Here is a 20,763-nt window from a genome sequence, read left to right on the forward strand (position 1 = left end):
AATCAATTTTATTATTTGTCCAGATAGATCCATAAATGTTTGATCCGTTCCCTGGCAAACATTGACGGTATCCAATATCGATGAAAAGACCATATCATGCAACAGTAGCAACTCTTCCGTAATCCAGTATCCTTGAATCGAAAACCGTCCGTCGGATTTATTTACGAAGCCTCCCATGTATTGGGAGGCTTTTTTATTAATGTGATGATCTGATAATTAGCTAATGTGATAATTAAAGGCAATCGACAATCGGCAATCGACAATCAACAATCGTCAATCGGCAATCGAGTTCAGCCCCCCTTCGCTGAAGCTACGGACGGCAAGCGTTCAACGTTCTGCGCCTGCCTGCCGGCAGGCAGGTTCAGCGCCAGCATTTCGCATTTGCATTTAGCCTTCAGCTTTGAGCCTTTAGCTTTGAGCCTTTCCTCCGTGCACAAAAAAGCCATCCCGTTTCATCAGGATGGCCACCACTTAAAAACAGAAACAGATGTGTTTATACCAAATACCCAAACAGCGTATCGTTCTTATTCAACGCTGTATAGTCTATGTTATAACGTTGCATATTCTGCAACAGTATATCGTAATCTTCTTTTTTCTTTAACTCGATGCCAACCAAAGCCGGACCGGTTTCTTTGTTGTGCTTCTGCATATATTCGAACCGCGTAATGTCATCATTCGGTCCCAATACATGGTTCACAAATTCTTTCAATGCGCCTGGCCGTTGCGCAAACCGTACCAGGAAATAATGTTTCAATCCTTCATACTGCAGGCTTCTTTCCTTGATCTCCTGCATGCGATCGATATCATTGTTGCTGCCGCTGATAATGCAAACAACGGTCTTTCCTTTTATCGCTGCGGCATAATCATCCAACGCTGCAATTGATAATGCACCCGCTGGCTCTACCACGATCGCATCTTCATTGTACAACTTTAAAATAGTAGAACATGCTTTCCCTTCCGGAACCAGGTGCATATCATCCAACACCTCCTTACAAATAGGAAATGTAATATCCCCTACTCTCTTCACCGCAGCGCCATCAACAAAGCGATCGATGTCGCCAAGTGTTACCGGCTTACCTGCTTTCAATGCCTCAAACATACTGGGAGCGCCTTCCGGCTCCAGTCCAATGATCTTTGTTTTGGGCGAATATGTTTTTAAATACGCTCCTATGCCGGCGCTTAATCCGCCGCCGCCAACAGGCACAAACAGATAATCAATATCGGTTTGTTCTTCAAGAATTTCTACTGCTACCGTGCCCTGCCCTTCTATAATCCGGTAATCATCAAACGGTGGAATGAATGTCATACCATTCTCTTCTGTATACTGTTTAGCAGCTACGGCACAGTCATCAAAAGTATCGCCTACCAGCCTGATCTCGATATTATCCTCGCCAAACATGCTGGTTTGATTCACCTTTTGCCGTGGTGTAATGATGGGCATGAACACCACGCCTTTTACATTGAGCTTTTTACAGCTGTAGGCAAAACCCTGTGCATGGTTACCTGCACTGGCACATACCACGCCCTGCTGCAATTGCCCGGCCGGTAAACTGCTCATCATGTTATACGCGCCCCGCAGTTTGTACGACCGTACCACCTGCAGGTCTTCCCGCTTCAAATACACACTGCACTGATATTTCTTCGACAGGTTGTGGTTGTACATCAGTGGTGTTTTGTTCACCACTTTTTTTAACCGCAAAGCTGCCTTGTGAAACTCCAGCTCATGACCTTTGGTATGTGTGAATGTGCTCATATTTTGTTTGAGGTTAAAAAAAAATTAGCCACCGTTGTTTTAGTTATCAAAAAACGCTAAACGCTGAACCTGCCTGCCGGCAGGCAGGCACCAAACGGTGAACGCCTGAACTCAAACGCTTAATGCTTTACTGTGAACCGGTGGCTAATTTTTTTACTGGCAATTGAGGTGTGCCATACTTACCAAAACATCGCCGGGAAGTGTGGCAAACCTTTTTGCCTATTGATTTAAGCTACTACTTCGGCTGGTTTTTGATTCTCAGGACGAAGGCTGCGTACTACTTTACCGGCTTGCCACATTTCGCTTTCACGCAGTTCTTTCAGCTCAGCTTCCAGTTTCTCACGGTAGTCAGCCTGGCTGTTGCTGTCGATAGAACGTTGGGATTCTTTACCGGTAGCAACGCTTTCATACAGTTCGTTAAATACAGGTAATGTTGCATCGCGGAATTTCTTCCACCAATCCAATGCACCGCGTTGTGCAGTTGTGCTACAGTTGGCATACATCCAATCCATACCGTTTTCCGCAACCAGTGGCATCAGCGACTGGGTAAGCTCTTCTACTGTTTCGTTGAAAGCTTCAGAAGGGGTGTGACCTTTACTGCGCAATACCTGGTATTGAGCAGCGAAGATACCCTGAATAGCACCCATGAGGGTACCTCTTTCGCCGGTCAGATCGCTGTATACTTCTTTCTTAAAATCAGTTTCGAACAGGTAACCGCTGCCTACTGCAATACCCAAAGCAACTACTCTTTCTTTTGCTTTACCGGTAGCATCCTGGTAAATAGCATAGCTGCTGTTCAAACCACGGCCTTGCAGGAACATCCGGCGCAGAGAAGTACCGGAACCTTTAGGGGCAACCAGGAATACGTCTACATCCTTGGGAGGAACGATACCGGTTTGCTCATTGAAGGTGATACCAAAGCCGTGAGAGAAATATAATGCTTTACCGGGAGTCAGGTGTTTTTTAACTGTAGGCCACAATTGAATTTGTGCAGCATCGCTCAACAGGTAGCAAATGATGGTACCGCGTTGTAATGCTTCTTCAATTTCGAACAATGTTTCGCCGGGTACAAATCCATCTTTCACCGCTTTATCCCAGGTCTTTGAATTTTTCCGTTGACCAACTATAACATTGATACCGTTGTCTTTCTGGTTCAGCGCCTGGCCAGGTCCCTGAACACCGTAACCGATAACAGCTACTGTTTCATTTTTCAATACCTGTTGCGCTTTGGCAAGTGGGAACTCTTCACGAGTTACTACATTTTCTTCCACCCCGCCGAAATTTAATTTTGCCATTGTTGAGAATGTTTATTGTTATTGGTTTTTTGTTTCTTTATGCTTAACGCTTTAGGCTGAGCGCTGCCTGCCCATCTTCGGGCCTGCTTACGCTGCCAACTGTCTTTTGCTTTCAGTTTTTGCCTTTTGCATTGAGCGTTTACATGGTAAACACTTCGTCGCCTTTACCTAAATATTCATTTTCTATCACTTCCTCACTGGGCTCGCGTTTTTCGAATTCTTTCAGCTTATTATGAAAACCACTGCTGGCTTTGATGATAGCAACCCGGGCACTGCGTACGAATTCGATCAATCCGTATGGCTCCAGAACAGCAATCAGCTTGTTGATCTCTTCCCGCTGACCGGTCGTTTCAAACACCGTATAATCTTTTCTGATCACTACGGCACGGGCGCCGTACTCGCGCAACAGGCGTTCCACTTTTACTTTCTCTGCAATTTCATCGGTAGGCACTTTGTACAAAGCCAGTTCCTGCCAAACGATCTCGTCGTTTGTATTGTAATAGGCTTTCAGTACTTCCACCTGTTTTTCTATCTGGCGCGCCAGCTTTTTCACCACTTCCTCCAGCTCATTGATTACAATGGTGAACCGGTGAATGCCTTCGATCTCGGAAGGAGAAGTATTCAAACTTTCAATATTGATCTTACGGCGTGAGAACATGATCGCGATCCGGTTCAGCAACCCGATCTGATTTTCTGTATATACCGTAACGGTGAATTCCTGTTTCATAATTGAACCCGGTGGGTTTTAGATGAATAACAATTTTAGTTTTCTTTGATGGCCACTACGCGTAACCTTTTATAATCTGCATACCATTTACGGTTCCTGAACTGGGTTTGCCGCAATGTTTCCTGTACTTCTTCGAGAATATTATCTTTCGCCGCTGCTTCAACACCTTCCAGGAAAGCACTGCCGAACATATCCACCCAGTCCTTGATCCCCTGCTGGGTATCTTTCAACTCTGTTTCGCGATTATAATGGGCCGCATAGGTAACCCTGAATCCCTGTTTTTCCAGCAAGCCGGTGTATTCGCTCACGGAAGGGAAATACCATATTTCGCGGGCCGCATTCTGCCTGTACCCATGATTTATCAGGGCTTTCTTCAATGCATTGATGATCAGTTCCACATTTCCCTTTCCACCCATTTCCAACACCAGCCGGCCGCCTGGCTTCAGGTTATTGTACATGCATTGAATGGCCTGTTCTTTTTCGGTTACCCAGTGCAGTACGGCATTGGAGAACAATGCATCGAACAGCTCTTCGAATTGGAAATCGGTTACTGAGGCCAGCCTGAAAGGCAGGTGCGGATATTCGTTCCTCGCTTTCGCGATCATATCTATCGAATTATCCATACCGGTGACCATAGCGCCCGAAGCCGCTATCAAATTGGTCAAATAACCGGTACCACAGCCCACATCCAAAATGCGCTCGCCTTCCTGGGGGGTAAGCAGCTGCACCAGGTATTCACCGTACTTAAAAACAAAATCATGTTTTTTGTCGTACAGAGAAGTATTCCAGGTGTTATTTTCTGTGAAAGCCATTCGCTGTTACCTTTTATTATTTTAAACGTATTTCTGCTACACTGCAACCCTGCGGTACCATCGGGAAAACGTTGTTCTCTTTTCCAACCATTACTTCCAGCAGGTAAGCGCCTTTTGCGTTTAACATTTCGGTCAATGCTTTCTTCAGCTCTTCCCGCTTTGAAATGCTATTGCCTGGAATGTTATAACCTTTGGCTACCTGTACAAAATCGGGACTGGCAATATCCACGAACGAATAGCGCTTGTCGTGGAAAAGCTGCTGCCACTGGCGTACCATGCCCAGGAACTGGTTATTCAGGATCAGGATCTTTACATCGATCTCCGATTGCATTATGGTTCCCAGTTCCTGAATGGTCATTTGAAAACCACCGTCGCCAATGATAGCGACTACCGGCCTGTTGGGAGCGCCTACTTTAGCGCCTATGGCTGCCGGTAAGGCAAAGCCCATTGTGCCCAATCCACCTGAAGTAACATTGCTTTTTGACTGGGTGAACTTCGCATAACGGCAGGCTACCATCTGGTGCTGGCCTACGTCTGTTACGATCACGGCATCGCCGCCGGTCAATTCATTCAGCACTTTTATCACTTCGCCCATGGTCATTTGCTCGGTAGTGGGGTTCAGCTCAGGGGTGATACAGGCGTCTTCTTCCTGCTTCATCATATCCTTGAACTTCTGCAGCCAGCTGGGATATACTTTTTGTTCTACCAGCGCCGTTAGCAGCGGCAGGGTTTCTTTACAGTCGCCCCAAACCGGTACGGTTGTTTTTACGTTCTTGTCAACTTCTGCCGGATCTATATCGAGATGGATCACTTTTGCCTGTTTGGCGTATTTATCCAAACGGCCGGTAACGCGGTCATCGAAACGCATACCCACAGCGATCAACACATCACATTCATTGGTAAGTACATTCGGGCCATAGTTTCCATGCATGCCCAGCATACCCACGTTCAGCGGATGATCTGAAGGCAATGCACTCAATCCCATGATGGTCCATGCAGCAGGAATGCCTGCTTTTTCTATGAAATTCTTAAATTCTTTCTCTGCTTTTCCGAGAATGACGCCCTGGCCGAAGATCACGAATGGCTTTTCTGCTTCATTGATCAGCCTGGCTGCTTCGGCAATGTACTCTTTGCGTACGATTGGGGCAGGCCGGTAGCTGCGTACATGATCACATTTGGTATATCCTTCGTAATCGAACTTCTGCAGCTGGGCATTTTTGGTAATATCGATCAACACAGGACCAGGACGGCCGCTGCGGGCAATGTAAAAAGCTTTTGCCATCACAGCCGGTATTTCGGTAGCATCTGTTACCTGGTAATTCCATTTGGTAACCGGTGTAGTTATATTGATCACATCTGTTTCCTGGAAAGCATCTGTACCCAGCAGGTGAGCAAACACCTGGCCGGTTACACACACCAGCGGCGTACTATCGATCATGGCATCTGCCAAACCTGTTACGAGGTTGGTGGCGCCGGGACCACTGGTTGCAAACACGACACCGACATCGCCTGATGTACGCGCATACCCCTGGGCAGCGTGTATGCCGCCCTGTTCATGACGCACAAGTATATGACGTAGCTTTTCCTGGTAATCATACAGCGCATCATAGATAGGCATGATAGCGCCCCCCGGATACCCAAAGATGGTACTGACACCTTCTGCCAGGAATGCTTCCAACACTGCGACCGAGCCGCTGATGGCCTCCCCCCGACCCCTGGCCCCCTGCTGGCCTCCCCCGGTTGGGGAGGTAGTGTTGGAAATAGTCTTTTCGTCTACACTCTTCGATTTTATTGCCGTTGTATGACTCATAAAATAATTTTTTTGTGATTAGGTTTTAAATAAGTCCCCCTTCAGGGGGATTTAGGGGGCTTACATCTCGTCAGTTACACATCCTTCGCTAGCATCTTTTACCTGCTTCGCGTATTTATATAATATTCCTCTTTTTACTTTCAGGGCCGGTTGTTTCCAGGCCGCTTTACGTTTCGCCAGCTCATCGGGACTCACCTTCAAATTGATCGTATTCTTAACCGCATCCAGTTCGATGATGTCACCGTCTTTTACCAGCGCAATGCCACCGCCATCAAACGCTTCCGGTGTAACGTGGCCTACCACAAATCCATGGGTGCCGCCGCTGAACCGGCCGTCGGTAATGAGGGCTACGCTCTTGCCCAAACCGGCACCAATAAGTGCAGAAGTGGGTTTCAGCATTTCAGGCATACCGGGTGCGCCTTTGGGGCCTACGTAGCGGATCACCACTACATCACCGGGTTGTACTCTTTTGCTCTGGATGCCGGCTATCAGTTCAAATTCACCGTCGAATACACGGGCAGGGCCTTCAAAGCGTTCACCTTCTTTACCGGTGATCTTGGCCACACTGCCTTTCTCAGCCAGGTTACCATACAGGATCTGTAAGTGACCGGTAGCTTTGATCGGTGTTTCGAGGGGAAGAATAATTTTTTGTTTGTTGAAATCGAGGTCGGGAACGTTGGCCAGGTTTTCGGCCAGTGTTTTTCCTGTTACGGTGAGGCAATCGCCATGCAGCAGTCCTTTTTGTAACAGGTATTTCATTACTGAGGGTAATCCACCATGTTCGTGCAGGTCCTGCATCAGGTATTTTCCGCTGGGTTTGAAATCGGCCAGCATGGGGACCTTATTGCTTATCTGCTGGAAATCGTCCTGTGTGAGGGGAACGTCCACGCTCTTAGCGATGGCGATCAGGTGAAGTACTGCGTTGGTGCTTCCTCCCAGGATCATGATGGTGGTGATGGCGTTCTCGAAGGCTTTGCGGGTCATGATATCACGAGGCTTGATATCTTTTTCCATCAACAGGCGGATCGCTTTGCCTGCCTCCAAGCATTCTTTCTTCTTTTCTTCACTCAGGGCCGGGTTCGAAGAGGAATAAGGAAGGCTCATTCCCAATGCTTCAATGGCCGAGGCCATGGTATTGGCGGTATACATACCACCGCAGGCGCCGGCGCCCGGACAGCTATTCATTACAATGCCTTTAAAATCGGCATCACTTAACTGGCCGGCAATTTTTTGTCCCAACGCTTCAAAGGAAGAAACGATATTGAGGTCCTGCCCTTTATAATGACCGGGTGCAATGGTTCCACCGTATACCATGATGGATGGGCGGTTCAACCGGCCCATAGCCATTACAGAGCCCGGCATGTTCTTATCGCAACCGGGAATAGCGATCAATGAATCGTAATACTGAGCGCCGCAAACCGCTTCAATAGAATCTGCGATGATGTCGCGGCTCACGAGTGAATAGCGCATACCATCTGTTCCGTTCGACATACCGTCGCTTACACCAATGGTATTAAAGATCAAACCTACCAGGTCGTTACTCCAAACACCGTCCTTAACAATTTTGGCCAGGTCGTTCAGGTGCATGTTACAGGTGTTGCCATCATAACCCATACTGGCAATGCCTACCTGTGCTTTTTTCAGATCTTCTTCAGTTAAGCCAATGCCATACAACATGGCCTGTGCGGCAGGCTGGGTTTCATCCTGCGTAAGTGTCTTTGAATATTTGTTTAATTCAGCCATTTCTTTACTTTATGCGTTCAGCTTTTATATTTTCTACAACCTATTATTCGGTTTGGTTTATGGGTTTGTGGTTTGTTGTTAACCCCAGTTTCCAACTCCCTGTTTATTTTTATACCTCGCGAATGTCGAAGGGCCAACCACAAACAACAAACTACAAACTACAAACTCTAAACTATAAACGTTCTACTTTAATCAACCAATTCTCCTTTAATAGCCTCCGTAACCCGGTCCTTGTACGCCTGCTGTATCTTGCGGCCAATTGTATTTTCCCACTTTGCCGGGAATGTTACTTCATCGAAAGATTGCCAGCCGATCACCTCTGCAGCGGTGCCACAAAAGAAAGCGGCATCGGCCTGTTTCAATTCATCGGTGGTGAACAAACGCTGTTCAACCGGGATGTTCAGGACTTCACAAATCTCTATTACCGTTGCGCGGGTAATGCCTGGCAAAATGTTGCCGGCAGGTGGTGTAACCAGTTTGCCGTTCTTTTCAAAAAATACATTGGCGCCGGGGCCTTCTGCCACATAACCGTTCATATCGGTAAGCAGCGCTTCATCAAAACCTTTTGCCTTGGCTTCCTGGCTGGCCAGAATGGAGTTCACATAATGGCCGCTGGCCTTGGCTTCAATACGAAACCCTTTGGGATTGGGGCGTTGAAAGGAAGAGGTCATTACGCGCAGTAATTTCTCTCCCAGGAACAAACCCATTTCCCAGGCAGCTATGAGGATGTATGATTCGTTATTTGGATTGAAGCTCATATTGGCAGGGGCGTATACTACCGGTCTGATATAAGCGTTCTGCAGGTTATTACGCTGGAGCACTTCGTAAGTGGCTTTAATCAGTTCGTCAGTATCCCAGCTATAAGGCATGTTCAATGCCCGGGCTGAGTTACGGAGCCGGTCGTAGTGTTCGGTGGCCTTGAAGATCTTTGTTTCGCCAGTGGCTGTTCTGTACGATCTGATGCCTTCAAATACGGCATAGCCGTAATGCAGCGACTGACTGTAATAGTCAGTAGTAGCTTCGGCGGCTTTTACAAAAGCGCCGTTGAGGTAAATGATCGTATTGTTATGATAGTAAGCCATTTTATATTTTTAGAACAAGGTTGTTTGAATGTTACTTCGGTTCTAGCCCGAACCCGCCTACGCCAAGGCTACGGCGGGCACAGAAAAAAAAGACCCGCCTCGTTGGAGGCGGGTCTTTATGCTGATTATTATTATACGTTAAGCACCACCTCCATGCGTTGCAGGAATAATCACCACCACCACAATAATAATTATTGCAGAAACCACAGAGATGATGTTATTAAAGCTGCTTTTTGGCATAAGAGGACTTCGTGTTGTCACAAATATACACCCGCCGGTTCAATATTAAAGAGCTTTCTTAAAAAAATTTCTGATTTTGGGATTGCGGGATTTCGAGATCTCTTTATCAGCAACAACCGAATAAAACTCAAAATCCCTAAATCGGCTCCATATTTCTGATTCTGATTTCTGATTGCGGGATTTCGAGATTTCTCTATAGGCAACAACCCAATAAATCCCGAAATCCTGTATTTCAAAAAATCTCAAAATCCCTAAATCGGCTCCATATTTCTGATTTCTGATTTCGGGATTGCGGGATTTCGAGATCTCTTTATCAGCAACAACCGAATAAAACTCAAAATCCCTAAATCGGCTCCTTATTTCTGATTTCTGATTTCTGATTGCGGGATTTCGAGATTTCTCTATAGGCAACAACCCAATAAATCCCGAAATCCTGTATTTCAAAAAATCTCAAAATCCCCAAATCTCAAAATCCCAAAATCGTGTAATTGTAAATCTCAAAATCACAAATCCCCAAATCAAAAATCTAAATGATCGTGCTTTTTCTCAATTCTATGTTCGCCTTATTCACGCCGCCCGGTATGCGGTTCGCTACATAGTCGCTTACCAGCTCACCGATGGTTGACGTGAAATAAAAATTGATCGGATCAATATCTTTAGTTACAAAACCATTTACCAGCGTCCACTCAACACCCAGCCGCACCGCTTCCGCTTCTTTGGCCAGTCCGAAATGGTCGAGTAACATGGCTGCTGATAGAATACATCCCAGCGGGTTGGCGATGTCTTTACCGGCTGCCTGTGGATATGAACCATGGATAGGTTCAAACAGCGCTACTCCGGCCCCGACAGATGCCGATGGCAGCAGTCCCAGCGATCCGCTGATCACACTGGCTTCATCGCTGATGATATCGCCGAACATATTCTCTGTGAGGATCACATCAAATTGTTTGGGATTCAGGATGATCTGCATAGCGGCATTATCTACGAACAGGAAATCGACTTTCACGTCGGCATATTGTGAAGCTATTTCCTGTACGACCTTACGCCACAGGCGTGATGTTTCCAGTACATTGGCCTTATCAACCAATGTCAGTTTCTTCCGGCGCTTCCGGGCATAGTCAAATGCCAGGTGAGCGATGCGTTCTATTTCTTCACGCGTATATACGCAGTCGTCAGCAGCACGGGTTCCGTCTTCACTCAATTCTTTCTTCCCGAAATAAATACCTCCGGTAAGTTCCCTGAAAATTATGAAATCAACTCCTTCCAGCTGCTGCGCTTTCAAAGGAGATAAATGTTGCAAAGAGGGGTACGTGATCACAGGACGAATGTTGGCAAACAATTGTAAGCTTTTCCGCAGTTTGAGCAGGCCCTGCTCGGGGCGTACTTTGGCGGAAGGATCGTTATCGTATTTGGGATGGCCGATAGCGCCAAATAATATTGCATCGCTGTTAAGGCAGGCTTCAATCGTTTCGTCGGGCAAAGGGCTGCCGGTTTTATCAATGGCATCGGCACCCATCAGGCAATAGCGATAGTTAAATTCATGCCCGAACTGGTCTGCAACGGCATTCAATACTTTAACTGCCTGCCGGGTTACTTCAGGCCCAATGCCATCACCTTCTATAACAACAATATTCTTTTCCATAAATGTAGTTTCAAAACACAGACTATCCAGTCCCGCTCATCATGCATATACTATTGCTGCAATAGCGCAAACCGTTTTGTTGAAAAATAATAACCGGCGCATGTAGTTCATGGTGCTGGCTGCCTTTTTCAATCAATGGTTGCACCTGCAGGCGCGATAAAATAGCGTTTATTGGTAATTGTTGATTATGCGTGAAGATATTTCCCCCTGGTCCGCCAGCTGGCGGAAAGCTTTGAAACTTACCGTTTATATCGGTCTTGTTATACTTTTTCATGCTTTCTTTTCTCCTTCGTTCTTTTCTCTTTTCTTTTTCCCCCGTCAGGGGCTAAGGGGAAAAAAGCGTGGTGCAGACGCACCACGCGTAACAAAAACTACATGATTATGAGAAAATACTGCTCACTACACTGTGGCGGCCTGATACTGATTAGCCAGAACCTTCAGATCTTCATCCTCAACTTCTTTCTTTCTATCAGCTACTTTCAGGAACTGTTCGTACAACACGTCGATGTCGTTACGGTTGAACTGGAAACCGAGTTTCTGAAAGCGATGGGCTAAAGCGCTACGGCCGCTGCGCGCTGTTAGTACAATTTTACTTCCATCAGCCCCAACCTGTTCGGGGTTAATGATCTCGTAGGTTTGTGCATCTTTCAGGAATCCATCCTGGTGAATACCGGATGAATGCGAGAAGGCATTGGCGCCTACGATAGCTTTATTTGGTTGCACCGGCATCCGCATGGTATCGGAAACCAGTCTGCTCAACGGGTTCAGTTGTTTTGTTTTGATGTCGGTATAAAAACCGAGCGTATGGTGCTGCTGAATGACCATCACCACTTCTTCGAGCGAAGTATTACCCGCTCTTTCACCCAATCCGTTAATTGTACATTCGATCTGGCGGGCGCCGTTCATGGCACCGGCAATTGAGTTGGCAGTTGCCAGGCCCAGGTCGTTATGACAATGGCAGCTGATCACTGCTTTGTCGATATTGGGTACGTTGTTGACGAGGTAAGCGATCTTTTCGCCATATTGATGCGGCAGGCAATAACCTGTCGTATCAGGTATATTCACCGTGGTAGCGCCGGCAGCGATCACTGCCTCCACTACACGGGCCAGATAATCGTTGTCTGTACGGCCGGCATCTTCGGCATAAAACTCAACATCATCGGTGAAGTTCCTCGCCCATTTAACCGCCTGGGTAGCCCGTTGAATAATTTCTTCCCGGGTTGAATTGAACTTCGATTTAATGTGGTAATCGGAAGTTCCGATACCGGTGTGGATACGGGATCTTTTGGCAGTTTTCAGTGCTTCGGCAGCCACCTCAATATCTTTCTGCACAGCCCGGCTTAAACCGCAGATCACTGCATTTTTGATCACTGCTCCTATTTCACTCACGCTTTTAAAATCACCGGGTGAGGAAATGGGAAAACCAGCTTCAATAATGTCTACACCCAGCTCTTCCAGGGCCAAAGCAATCTCTATCTTCTCTTTAGTGTTTAATTTACAGCCTGGCACTTGTTCGCCGTCGCGCAATGTTGTGTCGAAAATATAGACTTTGTTCTTTGGCATAGGTATCTCTATAAAGTAGGATTTTATTTAAAAAAAGCAGGCTGTTCGATTTTGTGTTGCTTGCTATAAAGAGAAAAACAACCTGCTGATCCGAAATTATTCCTGATTATTTAAGCGCAAAAACCAAATTTGTACCTAATTTACATTACTTAACATGTACCAACCCGGCTAAAACCCTTGTTGGTCAAGGACTTTAATGATTTTCGATTACGATGCCCAACCGTTCTACAGATGCCTTGTTCCAGTTGGTCAAGTCCCTGGAAAAGTCAGAAAAACGCAATTTTAAACTGTACGTTCAACGCAATTCTTCCAGTGAAAACCTGAAGATCGTGCAGCTATTTGACGCTCTCGATAAGATGGATTCTTACGACGAGAATCTGCTATTAAGCAGGTACAAAGACCTGAAAAAGCAGCAGCTTTCGAACATCAAAGCCCATTTATATAAACAGATCCTCAGCAGTTTACGCCTCATTAAGAACGAGAACAACATTGATATTCAATTACATGAGATGATGGACCATGCGCGGATCCTGTACAACAAGGGCCTGTACCTGCAAAGCCTCAAAATGCTCGACCGCATGAAGGAGCTGGCCCGCACCAATAACCAGATCACTTATTTATTGCAGGTGCTGTTCTTTGAGAAAAAGATTGAGGCCCTGCATATTACACGCAGTATGACCGACCGCGCCGAGCAGCTTACCTGCGATGTGGATGAAACCAACCGCCGCCTGGTGATGGTAAGCAAACTGAGCAACCTGTCGCTCCTGCTCTACAGCTGGTATATTAAACACGGCCATGCCCGCGATGAGAACGATGAAAAGGAGGTGCAGCAGTTCTTCAACCAGCATTACCCCCCCGGTGCGGATGAAGCCAAGGGCTTTTACGAGCGCCTGTACCGGTACCAATGCCACTGCTGGTATGCCTTCATTCGCCAGGACTTCCTGATGTATTACCGGTATACCCAAAAATGGGTCGAATTATTTGAAAAAGAACCCTTTATGATTGAGGTGGAGACGGCCCATTACATCAAAGGCATGCATAACCTCATGGGCGCCCACTTCGACCTGCACAATTATACAAAGCTGAAAGAGTCGCTTCACAAATTTGAAGCCTTCTCGAACAGTGAGCTGGTGGTGAACAACCATAACAACCGCATTCAAACCTTTGTGTACCTGCAGCTGAGTAAGATCAACCAGCATTTTATGGAGGGCACTTTCACCGAGGGGCTGAAACTGGTGCCTTATATTGAAGAGAAGCTCAAGGAATACGAGATCTACCTCGACCGGCACCGCATCCTGGTGTTCTATTATAAAATTGCTTCCCTGTATTTCGGCAGCGGCCATTACGAGAAGGCGATCGACTACCTCAACAAGATCATCAACTGGAAGGTTGACCTGCGGAATGACCTGCAATGTTACAGCCGGCTGCTGCACCTGATAGCTCATTATGAACTGGGGAATTCCCAGTTGCTGGAATATCTGTTCAAATCGGTATATCGCTTTATGGCCAAAATGGGTAACCTAAGCGTGGTGGAAGAAGAGATCTTTCGCTTTTTGCGCAGAACCTTCCATTTGTCGCCCCGGCAATTGAAGCCCGAATTTGCCAAACTGCTGGAACAGCTGAAACAGTTACAGGCCAACCGCTTTGAAACGCGCGCTTTTGCCTACCTCGACATCATCAGCTGGCTGGAAAGTAAAATGGAAAATATTCCCGCTACGGAGATTGTTATCAGGAAGAAGTTTTTGAACAGAATGAAAGGAAAGGTAATTCCCCCGGCCCCCTAAAGCCGAAGCAAGAACCGGGTGCGAGTCGGCAGCTTATGGTTGCCAGCCGGAAATGGGGCAAAAAGAATTTTTACCGCCTCATCCATAGCTGGAAAGGGTGCTCCTGGAGTTTTTGGCATAATGGTTTAGAGCTGGAAATGGCCCTCCAAAAGCCGGTGGCGTATGATTAAGAGTTTGAAACGGGTCGTTAATAGTTTTTAGCAGATGGTTTATAGCTGGAAAAGGTGCTCTGAAAGTTTTTAGCGTATGGTTTGTAGCTGGAAAAGGTGCTCTGAAAGTTTTTAGCGTATGGTTTATAGCTGGAAATGGGTTGTTAATAGTTTTTATCGGGTCATTTAAAACTATTAGTGGTGCATTTATAAATTTTAGCAACTCGTTTGTGCCGGAAAGGGGGTGATTAACGCCCGGCAGTTTCAATATTTTGTCAGGGACGGCTGCACGTCATCGATGTAAGCCAGAATGCCGCCTTTTAGATTGAAAAGATTGTTGAACCCGAATTTGTCTTCCAGCTCGCGGATGGCTTTGGCGCTGCGGCCGCCCATTTTACAATGCACGATAACGGGAATGTTCTTGTTGATCCTCTCAGCCTGTTCCGCCACAGTGGCCAGCGGGATGAGTTCGGCGCCGATGTTCACAATCTCGTACTCGTACGGCTCGCGTACATCGATCAGCTGGTAGGTAACTCCTTTCTCCTGCAATTCGGTCAGCTCGCGGGGCGTGATCTCTTTCACCGGTTTTTCAACTGCTTTAACACCGCAGAACTGTTCATAATCGATCAGCTGGGTAATCGTGGGATTTTTTCCATTCAATGGATTATCATCGCGGCGGGAAATTGTAAACGTGCGGCTTTCGAAGCCCGATGCATCGAAGATATAAAAGCGGCCTGCCAGGGGCTCTCCTACTCCGGTGATCACTTTGATCACTTCGAGCGCCTGCAAACTGCCAATGATGCCCGGCAGTACGCCTAATACGCCTCCTTCGGCACAACTGGGCACTAATCCCGGCGGCGGCGGGGTGGGATACAGGTCGCGGTAATTAGGTCCGAAATCACCGTTCGGGTACCGGTAATTGAATACGCTTACCTGGCCTTCGAATTGGAAAATAGATGCGTAGACATTTGTTTTGCCCAGCAATACGCAGGCATCATTTACGAGGTACCGGGTAGGAAAATTATCGGTACCATCGGCCACTACATCATAATCTTTTATAACGTCGAGTGCGTTTTGAGAAGTAAGCTGGGTGTTGTGCAGGATGAAGTTGATGTGCGGGTTCAGGGCCTGCAGGCGGGCTTTCGCGGCCTCCACTTTCGGTTTGCCAATATCACTTACACCAAACAATACCTGGCGTTGCAGGTTGCTATCGTCTACTACATCAAAGTCAACAATGCCAATGGTGCCAATACCGGCAGCAGCCAGGTACAACAGGACCGGACTGCCCAATCCGCCGGAACCAACCACCAGCACTTTGGCTGCTTTCAATTTTTGCTGAGCGGCCAGTCCGAATTCGGGTATTATGATGTGCCGGTTATACCGGGCGAGCTCTTCTTTGGAAAAACTTATTTGCGTACTCATGTTTGTTCTGTTAAAGTTGCAGGGTTCCGGTTGCCGGTTACTAGTTACCGGTTGCCGGTTGCCGGTTACCAGTTGCCGGTTCACCCGGCTTATTGTAGTGCTCAATGGCCTCTGTTGCCCCTCTGCGAATGTCGTCAATTCCAATCAAAATCAACCTCTCAACTCTATCAACCTGAGAACACTATCAACCTGTCAACGCTATCAACCTGTTAAACTTTATCAACCTGTGAATTTATCAGTAAGCGATCAGGTGATTATTCTCTTCCTCGAAGTGCCAGTCGTCGTTCAGGCGCCAGGATCGGATAGGCCCCGGTTCTTTTTCATTCACTGAAATGATGAGGTATGAAAAGAAAGGTTGTGCAGCAGCGCGGTCAAATTCCGAGGGTATAGCCGGATAATTAGGATGGGAATGATACACGCCCAGCAATTCAAGTTGTTGTTCCTCGGCATATTTTTCTGCTTCAAGATAATCATGCGGTGAGATCTCGAAACGCCGGCTTTTGTCCCCTTCCTTTACATTTTTTACTTTGTGCGCCAGGGTAATGATCCGCCGGCCATTGCTGTCTTCATGCCCATATAAAAATCCGCAACATTCATCAGGATAGGCATTGACGGCATCTTCAACAATCGTCTTTTGTGCATCCGCCTCCAGTACTATCATGTTACAATAATTTTTAATGATGTTTATCTGTTACTGTGGTTGTTAACAGGCCTGCCATAGAAATGGTTCTAAATGAAAAAGCTCCCCGGTTTCATTGGGGAGCTTTGATTATCTATAGCTATGTTAAGTTACATAAAAGTTTTAGCATTTATTGCTGCAGGTGTAAGCGTATGGGCGTTCGGCAGTTAAGGCATCAGCACAGTAATGTGCAGCCACAAAATACGCCGTCTACAAAACCTACATACTGCTTGCGCTTCATCTTGTGGCCTTTTATCCAGGTCACCGGGTATAAGATCCCTGTTCCAAACTGTACGGGGTTTTGCCAGTCTACGTTCACATAATCAGGCAACTGGCTTTTAACCTCCTCAACGTTTTTATTGCCGGCTATGGCTGTTGACCAGCAATGAAATTCCCAGGCGTGGTTTTTAAATAAGGTGGTAATGCAGTTGATCATATTTTAAAAACGAAGCTGCTGGCGGCTACATTGCGCTGGCGGTATCCTTCCCGCGAAAACTACATAGATACCCTGAAGCAACGGTACTGTTAATGGATTATCACATTATCAAATTATCACAACTTGTCCCGCTCTGCGGGATTATCACATTATCAAATTAGCTAATTAGCTAATTGATCTTCCATTCCAGTACCTGCACCGGCTGGGGCGGGATGGCCCTGGTGGTTTCTCCATCGCCCTGCTCCACGCGTTCCAGGAATAAATGCAATACGTTATGTTTCCGCCAGATCTCTTTATCATAACTGGGCTCCCATAATCCAACCGTTGCTGCACTGAGGTCTTTCACCTGCCATTTTCCCTGCCTGAGATCATTACAATAGGCCACACTCGCTTTTTCGTTGCGCTCGATATCCCGGTATACCAGCACGCCCAACACCCTGCCCTTTTTATTTGCTATAAGTATCTGGGGGCGCGATATAGGAATACGTTTGGTGCCGCCGCCCGATAATGAAAAAGGCGTGGTACGTTGCGATATTTGCCGGGTGCGCCATTGCTGTCCGTCATGATACACCAGCCGGTACTGCGGAACGGTACTGGCCGGATCCCGCCAGTAAGTTGCGATATATGGATTACCGGCATCGTCGGTGCTCATAGAAGTGGAATTGATCAGTTCGCTGTTCTGCGGGATCCGCCAGGCATATTCTGCCGTAGCTGCTGTAATGGGCAAGGTATATTGCGCTCCGGTACTTTTCTCCCAGGTGCGGCCTCCATCTTTTGAACGGGCATACATCAGGTCGTGATTGGATGCTACATCAGGACTTTCGCGCCATACCCATGAGATATGAATTGTGCCTGCTTTATCGATTGCCATCTGCCAGTAGGGGCTGCGCTGGCCTTCGCCATTGATCCAGCCGTTCTGCAGTTGGCTCCATTGTTTCGTTTTGATGTCATAATGGTTCAGCATCAGGTTGCCATTGCCGCTGCCGCCATCGCGGTACAGGAACAACAGGTTGCCATTGGGCAGGCGGTAAAACTCCGGATACGTGACTTTATTCTCCCGGCTGCCGGTCATCGGCAGCTTACCGGTCAGTTCCAAAGACCCGGGGCTTATGCTGCGCGCATACCGCAATTCATTGTTATGGTGATCCCACGAGATATGCAAATAACCCTCGCCGTCAGTAATAATGCTGATGGTATTGTGCGCATCGGTGGCATTGCCGGTATAGGGTGTGGTTTGCAGGGTCCATCGGTTAGAACCGATCAAACGTTTTCCGATCACCAGCCGCCGGGCGGAATCGTAATAGGCTATGTATTGGGTATTGTTAAAACTGGTGAGGGAATTATGGCGGAAAATAACGGCATTGACCGAATTGGCGGCCCAGCCTTTGCCGGCTGTTGTGATGCGTACTTTCGTTTGGGCAATCGTTGTACCGCTCAGGATCAGCAGGAAGGCGGTGATGAATTTTTGCATTCACCAAGATAAGGAGGATTTGGGAAACGGCAGACGGGAAACGGGAACGGGAAACGGCAGATGGCAAAGCCTCAACGTTTAATCCTCGCTATTTTGTTCATCCAGGCTACTCCTTTGAACCGGCAAGCGCTCCCCGTGGCTGACCTTACAGGTCCTGGTCGCATGAAACTTGGTAAATTGCAACATGTTTTCCATCATTAAACAATCACTGTTAAAAATCATGCCCTCGATCACCGAGGAGGGAATGGCATTTTTTATGAGCAAACTCGAACACCGCACCCTTGCCAAACATGATCTGTTTGTAAAAGAAGGCCAGGTGGCCCGCGATATGGCTGTGGTGTACAAAGGAGCGTTCAGATTGTATTTTACTTACCGGGAGCGGGAACAGACCGGTCATTTTATGTTTGAAGGTCAGTGGATCGGCGATTATGAAAGTTTTCTTACCCAAAAACCGGCCGCCAATACTGTAGAAGCGCTGGAAGATAGTGAGGTGTTTTGTTTATCCTATAACAACATGCAGCAATTGTATAAGATGGGCGCGCAGTACGAACGTTTCGGCCGCCTCATTGCAGAATATGTGTACCTGGTGGCCATGAACTCGTACAAATCACTGTTATTGAAAACGGCCGAAGAAAGATATCTTGAATTGTTGGAGACCCAGCCCCACATCCTCGAACGCCTGCCGCAACATTATATTGCTTCTTACCTGGGCATTCGGGCACCCAGCCTCAGCCGCATACGAAATAAACTGGCGCAAAAACGTTAACCCAGGTTAATTAAACAGCGATGCTTGTTGCCGCTGGTTAATGGTATTGTCAACAGCTGTTGCCAATTTTGTATGCATAAACTTTTGTTGTATGGCATTCATGACCGGACTTATAGCTTTTTTTGGCATCGCTTTTCTGATCAGCCTGATTTCTGGTGGCGCCTGGTTACCCACATTAAGCGACAAAGGCGCGTTTGCCCTTACGGCTATGTTTGTGCTGGTAGGCATCAGTCATTTTGTAAAACCCGAGAAGCTGGTAGCCATGATACCGCCGCAATGGCCGTACCGCAACGCCATGAACTATATCAGCGGCGCTGCGGAGATCGTGTTAGGCATTCTTCTGCTTTTCAACAGTACACGTACCCTGGCAGCTTACGGGTTGCTGTTATTACTGGTAGCCGTATTCCCTGCCAATATATATGTATCCACCGTAAAACCTGATTTTTACAATATATCCCGGTTATTCTTTCAACCCGTATATATGGCGTGGATCTGGTATTTCTGTTTGCGTTAATAGCCTCCCTTCACATCTATAAAATTCACGAGCGTACCAATGCCATCAATGCTGATCGTAACGCGGTCGCGCGGTTGTAAAGTAAAATCTGCCGGGGGCACCAGGCAGGTACCGGTCATCAGGAAACAACCAGTGGCAAAATCACATTCGCGATAGAGGTAAGATACCAGCTCCGGCAGTTTGCGCTTCATGCGGCTGATGGTCGTACTGCCCTCATACATTTTTGCTTCATTGCGATGGATGGTCATGTATATACCGGTCTCGGCATCGATGGGCCGTTCAGGAACAAACAGGCAAGGTCCCAGCCCGGCGCTTTTTTCGTATACTTTAGCCTGCGGAAGATACAGCGGATTTTCACCCTCGATACTTCTCGAGCTCATATCGTTCCCAATGGTATATCCCTGAATAACACCGGCGGCGTTAATGTACAATGCCAGTTCCGGCTCGGGCACATTCCAACTGGAGTCTTTTCGAATGTAAACGGTTTGCTGGTGGCCCGATACGCGGTGGGGCAATGCCTTAAAAAATAATTCGGGACGCTCTGCTTCATACACCCGCGAATAACAGTCGGCGCCGCCTGTGTCTTTCGACTCTTCCATGCGGGCGTCCCGGCTTCGCAGATAAGTAACACCTGCAGCCCACACTTCCTGCGAACCAATAGGCGGCAGTAAATATTCACGGTGCCATTCTTCGGCCTGCTCAGTGGTAATTTTTTTTCCATTCAAATATTCTTCCAGCAAAAAAGCGTACAGGTTATCCCGGTTGATCAGTTGATCCCAATCGTGCTGTAACACGTAATACTCTTCTTTGAACTGTAACAATATTCCTTTGCCTGTTTTGTATAGCTTCATGGTAATGTCAGGTATTTTATTCCC

18 protein-coding genes are annotated in these 20,763 nt (G+C 47.1%); 3 read left to right on the forward strand and 15 right to left on the reverse strand.

What is annotated here, in order from left to right; translation table 11 throughout:
• Positions 1 to 493 precede the first annotated feature (493 nt).
• The 10 genes from ilvA to JUB15_RS22745 form a co-directional block, all read right to left on the reverse strand.
• Positions 494 to 1,753: a threonine ammonia-lyase gene (ilvA, locus tag JUB15_RS22700; RefSeq protein ID WP_242696479.1), complete on the reverse strand. Its 1,260-nt coding sequence runs from the start codon at positions 1,751 to 1,753 to the stop codon at positions 494 to 496.
• A gap of 227 nt (positions 1,754 to 1,980) precedes the next feature.
• A complete protein-coding gene (ilvC, locus tag JUB15_RS22705) occupies positions 1,981 to 3,048 on the reverse strand; it encodes a ketol-acid reductoisomerase (protein ID WP_207514941.1) in 1,068 nt (355 codons plus the stop codon).
• Positions 3,049 to 3,187: 139 nt separating this feature from the next.
• A complete protein-coding gene (gene ilvN, locus JUB15_RS22710; protein WP_207514942.1) occupies positions 3,188 to 3,775 on the reverse strand; it encodes an acetolactate synthase small subunit in 588 nt (195 codons plus the stop codon).
• A 35-nt stretch (positions 3,776 to 3,810) separates the two neighbouring features.
• A complete protein-coding gene (locus tag JUB15_RS22715; RefSeq protein WP_207514943.1) occupies positions 3,811 to 4,587 on the reverse strand; it encodes a class I SAM-dependent methyltransferase in 777 nt (258 codons plus the stop codon).
• Positions 4,588 to 4,603: 16 nt separating this feature from the next.
• The gene (gene ilvB / locus JUB15_RS22720; RefSeq protein WP_242696480.1) at positions 4,604 to 6,397 is read right to left on the reverse strand and encodes a biosynthetic-type acetolactate synthase large subunit; all 1,794 of its coding nucleotides are present in this window, start codon (positions 6,395 to 6,397) and stop codon (positions 4,604 to 4,606) included.
• A 60-nt stretch (positions 6,398 to 6,457) separates the two neighbouring features.
• Complete coding sequence (gene ilvD, locus JUB15_RS22725; protein WP_207514944.1) at positions 6,458 to 8,140, reverse strand: dihydroxy-acid dehydratase; 1,683 nt, start codon at positions 8,138 to 8,140, stop codon at positions 6,458 to 6,460.
• A 188-nt stretch (positions 8,141 to 8,328) separates the two neighbouring features.
• Positions 8,329 to 9,222 (reverse strand): branched-chain amino acid transaminase, encoded by an 894-nt coding sequence (locus JUB15_RS22730; protein ID WP_207514945.1) that lies wholly within the window; start codon positions 9,220 to 9,222, stop codon positions 8,329 to 8,331.
• 766 nt (positions 9,223 to 9,988) lie between these two features.
• Entirely contained in the window at positions 9,989 to 11,104 is a 1,116-nt protein-coding gene (gene leuB / locus JUB15_RS22735) for a 3-isopropylmalate dehydrogenase (RefSeq protein WP_207514946.1), read from the reverse strand.
• A 22-nt stretch (positions 11,105 to 11,126) separates the two neighbouring features.
• Positions 11,127 to 11,378 carry a hypothetical protein gene (locus JUB15_RS22740; protein WP_207514947.1) on the reverse strand — a complete coding sequence of 84 codons (252 nt, stop codon included), beginning with the start codon at positions 11,376 to 11,378 and terminating at the stop codon, positions 11,127 to 11,129.
• 125 nt (positions 11,379 to 11,503) lie between these two features.
• On the reverse strand, positions 11,504 to 12,667 hold the full coding sequence (locus tag JUB15_RS22745) for a 2-isopropylmalate synthase (protein ID WP_207514948.1): 1,164 nt from the start codon (positions 12,665 to 12,667) through the stop codon (positions 11,504 to 11,506).
• A 212-nt stretch (positions 12,668 to 12,879) separates the two neighbouring features.
• Here JUB15_RS22745 and JUB15_RS22750 point away from each other — a divergent pair, with 212 nt between their 5' ends.
• Positions 12,880 to 14,451 carry a hypothetical protein gene (locus tag JUB15_RS22750; RefSeq protein ID WP_207514949.1) on the forward strand — a complete coding sequence of 524 codons (1,572 nt, stop codon included), beginning with the start codon at positions 12,880 to 12,882 and terminating at the stop codon, positions 14,449 to 14,451.
• 413 nt (positions 14,452 to 14,864) lie between these two features.
• Here JUB15_RS22750 and moeB read toward each other — a convergent pair whose 3' ends face one another.
• From moeB to JUB15_RS22770, 4 genes are all read right to left on the reverse strand, one after another.
• Positions 14,865 to 16,127: a molybdopterin-synthase adenylyltransferase MoeB gene (gene moeB / locus JUB15_RS22755; protein ID WP_242696481.1), complete on the reverse strand. Its 1,263-nt coding sequence runs from the start codon at positions 16,125 to 16,127 to the stop codon at positions 14,865 to 14,867.
• Positions 16,128 to 16,257: 130 nt separating this feature from the next.
• Complete coding sequence (locus tag JUB15_RS22760) at positions 16,258 to 16,683, reverse strand: M67 family metallopeptidase (RefSeq protein WP_207514950.1); 426 nt, start codon at positions 16,681 to 16,683, stop codon at positions 16,258 to 16,260.
• 193 nt (positions 16,684 to 16,876) lie between these two features.
• Positions 16,877 to 17,137: a hypothetical protein gene (locus JUB15_RS22765; protein ID WP_207514951.1), complete on the reverse strand. Its 261-nt coding sequence runs from the start codon at positions 17,135 to 17,137 to the stop codon at positions 16,877 to 16,879.
• 169 nt (positions 17,138 to 17,306) lie between these two features.
• Positions 17,307 to 18,608, reverse strand: coding sequence for a BNR repeat-containing protein (locus JUB15_RS22770; protein WP_207514952.1), 1,302 nt, complete (start codon positions 18,606 to 18,608; stop codon positions 17,307 to 17,309).
• A gap of 184 nt (positions 18,609 to 18,792) precedes the next feature.
• Here JUB15_RS22770 and JUB15_RS22775 point away from each other — a divergent pair, with 184 nt between their 5' ends.
• Together JUB15_RS22775 and JUB15_RS22780 are read left to right on the forward strand one after the other, a co-directional pair.
• The gene (locus tag JUB15_RS22775) at positions 18,793 to 19,374 is read left to right on the forward strand and encodes a Crp/Fnr family transcriptional regulator (RefSeq protein ID WP_207514953.1); all 582 of its coding nucleotides are present in this window, start codon (positions 18,793 to 18,795) and stop codon (positions 19,372 to 19,374) included.
• Between the two features lie 91 nt (positions 19,375 to 19,465).
• The gene (locus JUB15_RS22780; protein ID WP_207514954.1) at positions 19,466 to 19,888 is read left to right on the forward strand and encodes a DoxX family protein; all 423 of its coding nucleotides are present in this window, start codon (positions 19,466 to 19,468) and stop codon (positions 19,886 to 19,888) included.
• Here JUB15_RS22780 and JUB15_RS22785 read toward each other — a convergent pair.
• Positions 19,885 to 20,739, reverse strand: a complete 855-nt coding sequence (locus JUB15_RS22785; protein WP_207514955.1) for a fumarylacetoacetate hydrolase family protein — start codon at positions 20,737 to 20,739, stop codon at positions 19,885 to 19,887. The two genes, JUB15_RS22780 and JUB15_RS22785, sit on opposite strands and share 4 nt — an antisense overlap.
• Positions 20,740 to 20,763 lie beyond the last annotated feature (24 nt).

Source organism: Longitalea luteola, assembly GCF_017356035.1.
GTDB classification, from domain to species: domain Bacteria; phylum Bacteroidota; class Bacteroidia; order Chitinophagales; family Chitinophagaceae; genus Niastella; species Niastella luteola.